The organism is Trichothermofontia sp. (assembly GCF_053493415.1).
The window spans coordinates 1-7,990 of sequence record NZ_JBRCAD010000053.1; the positions used below are offsets into that span (position 1 = coordinate 1).

General features: G+C 54.5%; 7 protein-coding genes. 3 read left to right on the forward strand and 4 right to left on the reverse strand.

The features are described 5' to 3' along the window. The coding region (locus tag ACWIUF_RS04755) for an ATP-binding cassette domain-containing protein (RefSeq protein WP_448571103.1) at positions 1 to 944 on the forward strand (944 nt) is incomplete at its 5' end. On the opposite strand, the gene ACWIUF_RS04760 is transcribed toward ACWIUF_RS04755, so the two are convergent. After that, on the reverse strand, positions 941 to 2,038 hold the full coding sequence (locus ACWIUF_RS04760) for a GGDEF domain-containing protein (protein WP_448571104.1): 1,098 nt from the start codon (positions 2,036 to 2,038) through the stop codon (positions 941 to 943). The genes ACWIUF_RS04755 and ACWIUF_RS04760 overlap by 4 nt on opposite strands. A 442-nt stretch (positions 2,039 to 2,480) precedes the next feature. On the opposite strand from ACWIUF_RS04760, the gene ACWIUF_RS04765 reads away from it, so the two are divergent. Next, positions 2,481 to 2,933, forward strand: a complete 453-nt coding sequence (locus tag ACWIUF_RS04765; protein ID WP_448571106.1) for a gamma-glutamylcyclotransferase family protein — start codon at positions 2,481 to 2,483, stop codon at positions 2,931 to 2,933. 466 nt (positions 2,934 to 3,399) lie between these two features. Here ACWIUF_RS04765 and ACWIUF_RS04770 read toward each other — a convergent pair whose 3' ends face one another. After that, the gene (locus ACWIUF_RS04770) at positions 3,400 to 4,605 is read right to left on the reverse strand and encodes a phosphoglycerate kinase (protein WP_448571108.1); all 1,206 of its coding nucleotides are present in this window, start codon (positions 4,603 to 4,605) and stop codon (positions 3,400 to 3,402) included. Positions 4,606 to 4,813: 208 nt separating this feature from the next. Here ACWIUF_RS04770 and ACWIUF_RS04775 point away from each other — a divergent pair, with 208 nt between their 5' ends. Further along, positions 4,814 to 5,227 carry a universal stress protein gene (locus ACWIUF_RS04775; RefSeq protein WP_448571109.1) on the forward strand — a complete coding sequence of 138 codons (414 nt, stop codon included), beginning with the start codon at positions 4,814 to 4,816 and terminating at the stop codon, positions 5,225 to 5,227. Positions 5,228 to 5,256: 29 nt separating this feature from the next. On the opposite strand, the gene ACWIUF_RS04780 is transcribed toward ACWIUF_RS04775, so the two are convergent. Both ACWIUF_RS04780 and ACWIUF_RS04785 read right to left on the reverse strand, forming a co-directional pair. Beyond that, a complete protein-coding gene (locus ACWIUF_RS04780; protein ID WP_448571110.1) occupies positions 5,257 to 6,858 on the reverse strand; it encodes an adenylate/guanylate cyclase domain-containing protein in 1,602 nt (533 codons plus the stop codon). A gap of 204 nt (positions 6,859 to 7,062) precedes the next feature. After that, positions 7,063 to 7,990, reverse strand: a 928-nt coding sequence (locus ACWIUF_RS04785) for a tetratricopeptide repeat protein (RefSeq protein ID WP_448571111.1), incomplete at its 5' end; no start/stop codon positions are given.

Below are 7,990 nucleotides of genomic sequence, written 5' to 3' on the forward strand. Positions count from 1 at the left end.
GTCCTACGCCCCCCACTCAAATTGCGATCCAAACCCAAGCCCTCCAGAAATACTTTGGTAGCTTCCACGCTGTCCAGGGCGTCACCCTTAACATTCACTACGGTGAGATCTATGGGTTACTAGGGGCGAACGGGGCCGGAAAAACCACCACGATCAAAATGCTCTGCGGTCTTTTGGAACCCAGTGGTGGTCACATTGCCCTGGCAGGGGAAACCCGCAACCTGCGGAGTCAGAGCCTCCGACGCCGCTTGGGCTATATGAGCCAGAAATTTACCCTCTACGATGACCTGACGATCGCCGAAAATTTGGCCTTCTACTGCGGTGTCTACGGGGTGCCTGCCCAGCAGCGGCGATCGCGCATTGAATGGGTACTGGCCACCTGTGGCCTGGTTGGTAAAGAAAGCCTAATTACGGGGCAACTACCGGGGGGCTGGAAACAGCGGGTTGCCTTTGGCGCATCCGTGATGCACGAACCAGAGATTTTGTTTCTGGATGAACCCACCTCTGGCGTTGATCCCCTCGCCCGCCGTCAGTTTTGGCGCTTAATCGAAGATTTCGCCCGTCGCGGCACAGCAGTACTGGTGACGACCCATTACTTGGAAGAAGCCGAGCATTGTCATCGCATGGGCTTTATGGTGAGCGGTGAAGTGGTCGCGCAGGGAACCCCTAGTGAGATTAAGGCCGCCCAACCGGGGCAATTGATGGAACTGGTGTGCGATCGCCCCCAACGCAGCGCCCAAATCCTCAAGCAACAGTTAGCCCCCTGGCAGGTGTCGATTTTTGGCGATCGCCTGCATGTTGTGCTTGAAGACTGCGATCGCGACCTGCCCCACGTGCGATCGCAATTAGCCCTGAACGAGATTCAAATTCACTCCCTACGCCCCATTCCCTTTTCCCTCGAAGACGCCTTTATTGGCATTGTCCAGCGTACCCAGCACGCTTAGTTATCCCCTTCCATCTCCAGTGCGGGCCGTTCCACCGCGTTAGGCCCATCCGGCATACTGGCTACCACCACCTGATTCCGGCCTAATTCCTTCGCGCGATCGAGGGCCACATCGGCGCGATCGAGTAAATCCTGCAACTGCTTATCCCCATGATAGGCAGCCACCCCCATACTCACCGTGATCCTGACCGCGGTCCCATTATCGGCCTCAATCTGGGTCTTTTCCACCGCCTGTCGCAACCGCTCCGCTAGACGAACGGCCCCCGAAAGCGGTGTTTCTGGCAGAATCAGCAAAAATTCCTCACCCCCCAAGCGCCCAATCAAATCCACATCACGGGCCGATCGCTGGCACGTATCTGCCAACATTCGCAACGTCACATCCCCCGTCGCATGACCATAGGTATCGTTAATGTGCTTGAAATGATCAATATCAATTATGATCACTGAAAGGGACAAGTGATAGCGACGAGTCCGATGGAAAGTCCGCTCCCCTTCCTCTAAAATATAGCGACGGTTGCTAATACCCGTTAGGGCATCGGTAATCGCCTGATAGCGATAGATCTCACCCTTTTTTTGTGCCAATTCATAGAGCTTAGCGTTTTCCAAAATCAAGGGATCAAAGCCAATATCAGCAGGACTATTTTTATCTACAACTTCATACTGGGACTCTGTTATTCTATTCCCTAAGTCAAATAGCTTCCTATGCAAAAGCATTTTTTTGCCATACTTATCGGCAAGATAATACAAACAAAGATTCAACGGACAAGACAAAAATGGATTATCAACAATCTCGAATAACTCTTTATAGGCATTAAAACCATAGAGATTTTTCCAGACGTAGTTTTTTCCCCCTTCAGTCGGTTCAATCGCTAATTCATCCGCAAAGCCATTTTTGACAAATAAATCTGTTAGTCTGTCCAAGTCCTCAATCTGTCCAGTTTCTTCAAACTCAAAACCGTGCTGGTTGAGATATTGAATAATCTCTTGGCCGACATCGCGCAGAATATGGCTCTGGGCAAACACATTGTATTTGGCTAATACCTTGGCAAAAGCGACTAAAAGCGCTTCATACAGAACTTGTCTAAAATCTTCCATACCAATCCTCATACTTATGGGCACTTCGATGAATCCGGGATGGGGGCAGTTAAACGGCTCCAACCGGTGGGATAACGCTGCTTGGGGGCGTAGGATGGGTATTTTTTGAGGTGACCTTATACTTATTCTATGACCGCAATCATTTTATGACCGCAATCACCGATAGGTGTAGTGACTAAGACTTGGATGGACAGTTGGGGATGGACGGTTGGTGTACCATGCTCGTATGGCTACCTCCTTGCCCTGTTCCTATGTCTTACCCCTCAAATGCATTCGCTTTGCTCTAGGCGGGAGAAAGGGCTAGGGGCTGGGGGAAAACGGCCAAACGGAGATGCACCCGGTTAAGCCCCCTCTGGTAGACCAGCCGTCGAGTGTAGTTTTATTGTAAGAGGGAACCTTAAAATTTCTTGCTACCCTCCCCCCTGCGTCGATGAACTTGCCTGTGACTGCTCTGCCTGCCATCCACCGCTTGCGTGTCTTCGTTTACGGCACCCTCAAGCCCGGTGAGGCCAACTACAACTACCTCCAGGGACAGACATTTTCCGTTTCTGATGCGCTGACTAAGGGCTACCTTTACCACCTGCCTACCTTGGGCTATCCGGCTCTGATCCCAGGTGAAGGGACGGTTTATGGGTGCCTGTTGCATTTTATTGACACGGCTGTTCTGGAACATTTGGATGCGCTGGAGGGCTATGTCCCCGATCGCCCGCTCCTAGAAAATGCATACCAACGACAGCAATTAGCCGTCTATGGCCTGGATGGTACCCCTTTGGGACAGGCATGGGGCTATGTGATGACCCCAGCGCAAGTCAAACACCTGGGGGGCATTTTGCTCCCCGCCGGTTGGTGGAGTGGCCGTGAGCTATCCCCGGAGACGCCCCCCCAGTGGCATTAAATCGCGTGGACAGCCACAACGGATAGGCCGCCCTGGTCCTACGCATAGTCTGACAATCTTCGCATACCCGCAACCGCACAGCATATCTAGCCAGAATACCCTAGAGCTAATCGGGGGAAAGGGACCCTGATGCTTCTGGGCACGATCGCTGGCTATACAGTAATTAAGAATAATTATTCTTACTGAAGTCGGCATAGACCGTGCTCAGATTAGGCAAATCAAGGTCCTGTTGGTTTTTTTTGAGAGGAGAACACTATTTAACTTTATCCTTATTGAAAAATAATTGCAATAGCTTGAAATAAATTGCGGTGGGTATCGGGCCAACCCTTGGCCGATGATGAAGCAGGGGGTGGCGCAGCGGAGGATTGTGGATCAATGCAAAAGGGGCGCAAAGCGCCCCGCTGCTGTTGTTTGGTTAGGGTTCTGATGGGCGATCGCCGCGATGTCCGGCGCGCCTCAGTCGCGACTAGGCGTCATCCAGTGCCGCAATACCAGGCAGCACCTTGCCTTCCAGCAACTCCAGGCTGGCCCCACCACCGGTCGAAATGTGGCTCATTTGGGCTGCTAGCCCGACCTTTTCCACCGCTGCTACCGAGTCACCGCCACCAATGATGGTGGTTGCCCCCTGTTGGGTCAGGCCCCCCAGGGTGTGGGCGATCGCTTCGGTCCCAGCCGCAAATTTATCGAACTCAAACACGCCCATCGGCCCGTTCCAGATCACCGACTTACAGTCAGCTAACGCAGCTTGGAAGGTTTTCACCGAATCGGGGCCGATATCGAGGCCCATCCAGCCATCGGGAATCGCGTCAATGCTGACGGTTTGGGCATTGGCATCAGGTGCGAAGTTATCCGCCACGACCACATCCGTGGGGAGTAGCAGGGCAACTCCCCGTTCCTTGGCTTTGGCTTCGAGCGATCGCGCTAGGTCCAGCTTGTCCTCTTCCACCAGGGACTTGCCGACGCTGAGGCCACGGGCTTTGTAAAAAGTGAAGATCATGCCCCCGCCCAGGAGCAGCTTGTCGCACTTCTCCAACAGGGTTTCGATCACGCCGATCTTGCTGGATACCTTGGAACCCCCAATGATTGCTGCTAGGGGCCGTTGGGGATTTTCGATCGCTGCTTGCAGGTATTGCAATTCCTTTTCAACCAGGAGGCCCGCCACGCAGGGACTGAGATAGTGGGTGACCCCTTCCGTCGAAGCATGGGCACGGTGCGCCGCGCCAAAGGCATCGTTCACATAAAGATCGGCGAGGGCGGCCAGTTGCTTGGCAAACTCAGGATCGTTCTTTTCCTCTTCGGCGTGGAAGCGAACATTTTCCAATAGGAGTACCTGACCGTTTTGCATGGCCGCGACCTTAGCCGCCACATCGGGACCAATACAGTCATCGGTTTTGGTCACTGGCTGGCCGAGTAACTCGGAGAGGCGGGCCGCAACGGGCGTTAACCGCATTTTTTCGTTCACCTGCCCCTTGGGCCGCCCAAAGTGGCTGGCCAGGATCACCTTGGCACCCTGGCGGGTGAGGGTTTGGATCGTGGGCAAAGCCGCCCGAATCCGGGTATCATCGGTGATCGTAAGCTGGTCATCAAGGGGCACATTAAAGTCAACCCGCATCAGGACGCGCTTCCCGGCTAAATCTGAGGCGGCTAAACTGGCTACAGTTTTTTTGGGCACAGCGTGACTCTCCTAAACGTCGTCTTTGTGTTTATTGTCCAATAGATCGGCCTCGCGATCGGCATCAGGTTTCGCGACGATCCTGGGACAGGAGGCCACGCAAATGCGAGACTAGGAGAGAGAGGCGTGTCTGGCCGGTTGCAGGAAACGGCATCCCGCTTCTAATCCCACTTCTCAATCGACTGCATCCATTCCGGAGGGGCGTGCGATGTTCAAAACCGTATTATTCCCGATCGACCAAAGTCGTGAGTCCCGCGAAGCGGCAGGGACCGTGGCCGATATTGTTAAGACCTATGGCAGTAAGCTGTTGTTGCTGTCGGTGGTTGAGGAGGCAGGGGCTGAAGCTCCACCCACGGGTGATGAGGTCATGTCTTCACCCGCCGCGATCGCGGCGTTGCTGGAAGAGGCCCAAACCTTTTTCTCCCAGTTGGACATTCAAACCGAAGCCGTGGAGCGACAGGGGCAACCCGCCTTTGTGATTTGCGACGTGGCCGACGAGATGAACGCTGACCTGATTGTCATGGGCTGTCGGGGATTGGGATTGACGGAGGAGGGTGCAGCGGAAAGTGTGACCTATCGGGTGATCAACCTGTCCCCTTGCCCCGTCTTAATCGTTCCCTAAGTACGGCCTAAGCACCGCAGCATTCCGGCTTAACGCGGCGCTTTTACCTGCTGCCAGGGAATACGATAAAGCTGAAGCGGTAGGGTTTTCCCCTTCACAAAGATGGAAGGAATTTTTTCGATCGCGAATTCCAACCCTGCCGCCATGAGGGCATCGTAGGTAGATTGGGAAATCAGGATTTCACCCGCCTTCGCCGCATTGCAAATCCGGCTGGCAACATTCATCGTATCCCCGATATGGGCATACTGAATCAACTGGGGCGAACCAATATTCCCGGCAGCGGCGGGTCCCGTATTCAACCCAATGTGGATTTGCATTTGCAAGTTACGCTTTTGCAGCCATTGCTGGTTCAGACGGGTCATGGCCCACTGCATCTCGATCGCGGACCAAACCGCCCGTTGCACATCATCCTCATGGGGATAGGGCGATCCCCAAACCGCTAGCAGGGCATCTGCAATATATTTTTCCAGGGTGCCTTCATAGCGAAAGACAATATCTTCCACCATGACCTTGAAATACTCATTCAACATCTCTAGAACCTGGTGTGGTTCCATTGTTGAAGACATTTCCGTATAGCCACTAATGTCGGAAAAGAGGGCCGTCACCTTGGTTTCAATCACAGGTAGATCGCCTTTTTCCTCAATAATCCGTTTGCTGACAGCTTGGGGAAAAAATCGCTCTAATTTTGCCCGTTTGATGGCCTCCGCCTCCATCTTCTGGTAGAGGTGAGCATTGTCGATCGCGATCGCGGCTTGGTTGGCGAGGGCCGTCAAAAACTCTAGATCCTCTCCCGAATACACATCGGTGATGGATAAATTGTCCACGTAGAGAACTCCCAGGGTGCGATCGCGCGGCTTAAGAGGTGTGCACATGGAGGCATGGATCGATTGATTTAGGACCGAAAAGGAATCTAGAAAACGCTCATCAGTAGTGGCATCCGATGTGAGAATAGCATCGCCCTTTTCACAGACCATTTCCACAATTTGGCGACTATAAAACTGATCCTCCTGCGGCACACTGGGACGTACCTTAACCGCTTTTTCTTCTAGAATACCCGTATCGTGATTGACTAATAGGATAACAGCGCGATCGATCTCCATGATTTGGAAGAGTAAATCAAGGATTTTATCCAGGAGGTGTTCAAACGTATCGGGACTCGACAGTTGTTTACTCACCTCTAACAGGATTTTGAGCTTATCAACCGCTTGTTGCGATTGATCCTGTTGGCGGAGCCGCAGGATCGATCCCTGATAGTCAAAAATGCCGGAATGGACAAGATCACCCATTGTAAAACGGGTTTCGTCCGGCGAAATTTGATGCAGAATCGAAATATCAGGATGGTGATCAAAGCGAAATACTTCACTGCCGCAGTGGATCACATCTCCCGCTTGGAGTTCTGTCTGGGTGATTTTGGTGTCGTTCACGTAGGTGCCATTACTACTGTGACGATCGGTAATGACGACCCGTTCATCATTAATAATAATTCCCGCATGGTGACGCGACATCCCCCGCGCATCATTGGGTAGCACGATGCTATTGTCTTGCTCTCGGCCAATCGTATTAAAGCCAAAGCGCAAGACGTAGGTTTTCTCCTGGGGGGTTCCAGGGTTATGAATCAACAGGTAGGGCATCAGTTCCCCTCAGACATCCAAAAATTATGGCACTCACAAGTTCAGGCACCCTGGGCTTTATTCAGGCTAGCAGTTTCTTTGGCCAACCAGTTCCGACATAGGTGGCCCGATCGGATCTAGATTTTTCTGTTCTAACACGCCCTCAAGCTGGAGATCCGTCCAAAGTCCACCCTCGGCTCGGATTTTTCCCGTCTGGACACCGAGCTAGCGCGGACGCCGCTGTTTCATTTGCTGTCGGAGTTGTTTGGCATCGCCGTAATCAGGCTTGAGGACGATCGCCCGCTCGACGGATTCCAGGGCCTCGCGGTGCCGACCGACGCCCCAGAGGGCTGCCCCCCGGTTATTCCACGCTTCGGCTAGGTCGGGATCAAGGGCGAGCGCCTGCTCGAAGGCAGCTACGGCTTCCCCTGGTCGTCCCAGGGCCAATAGGGCGGTCCCCTGGTTATTCCAAGCAGCGGCCAACCCAGGGTCCTGTTGCGTTGCCTGTTGATAAAGCGCCAGGGCTGCTGCGGGTTGTTGCTGTTGCTCCAGGCTATAGCCCTTGCTCCAAAGGGCTTCTGGGTAGTCCGGACGTAGGGCTAGGGCACGATCGCAGGCGGCCAGGGCCTTGCTAAACTGCCCCAGGCGGTTCAGGCTATAACAACGTCCCCAGTGGGCAGTGGCATTATCCGGGGCCAGCTCCAGGGCACGATCGTAGAGAGGCAGGGCTGCGGCCACATCCCCCGCCTGTCGGAGGGGTTCTGCCTGGGCCAACAGGGGGCCAACCAGATCGGCGGCGGGGGCAGGCGGAACCGCAGCAGGTGAGGGGGCTACCGGGTTGGTAGCGGTGGGCGTTGTCGCCCCTGGAGGCTCGGTTGGGGACGGGGCCGTTGCCGGGGTGGGTGTCGGCGATCGCAGCAGACGTCCCACTCCCACCAGGACGAGCGTTGCCATCACAATCCCACCCCCAACCCCAGCCATTACATAGCGTCGCGATCGCGGGTTCTCCTGGGGGGGAGCAACGACCACGGTGGGAGCAGCTTGGGCCTGGGCAACGGGCGCGGCAGGGGAACCAGCGGCTAGCCCCGGTATCGCCAGGGTGGGATCGGTCACGGGCAGCGGGGTACGGCTTGCCGGGGACAAGAGTTGGGTG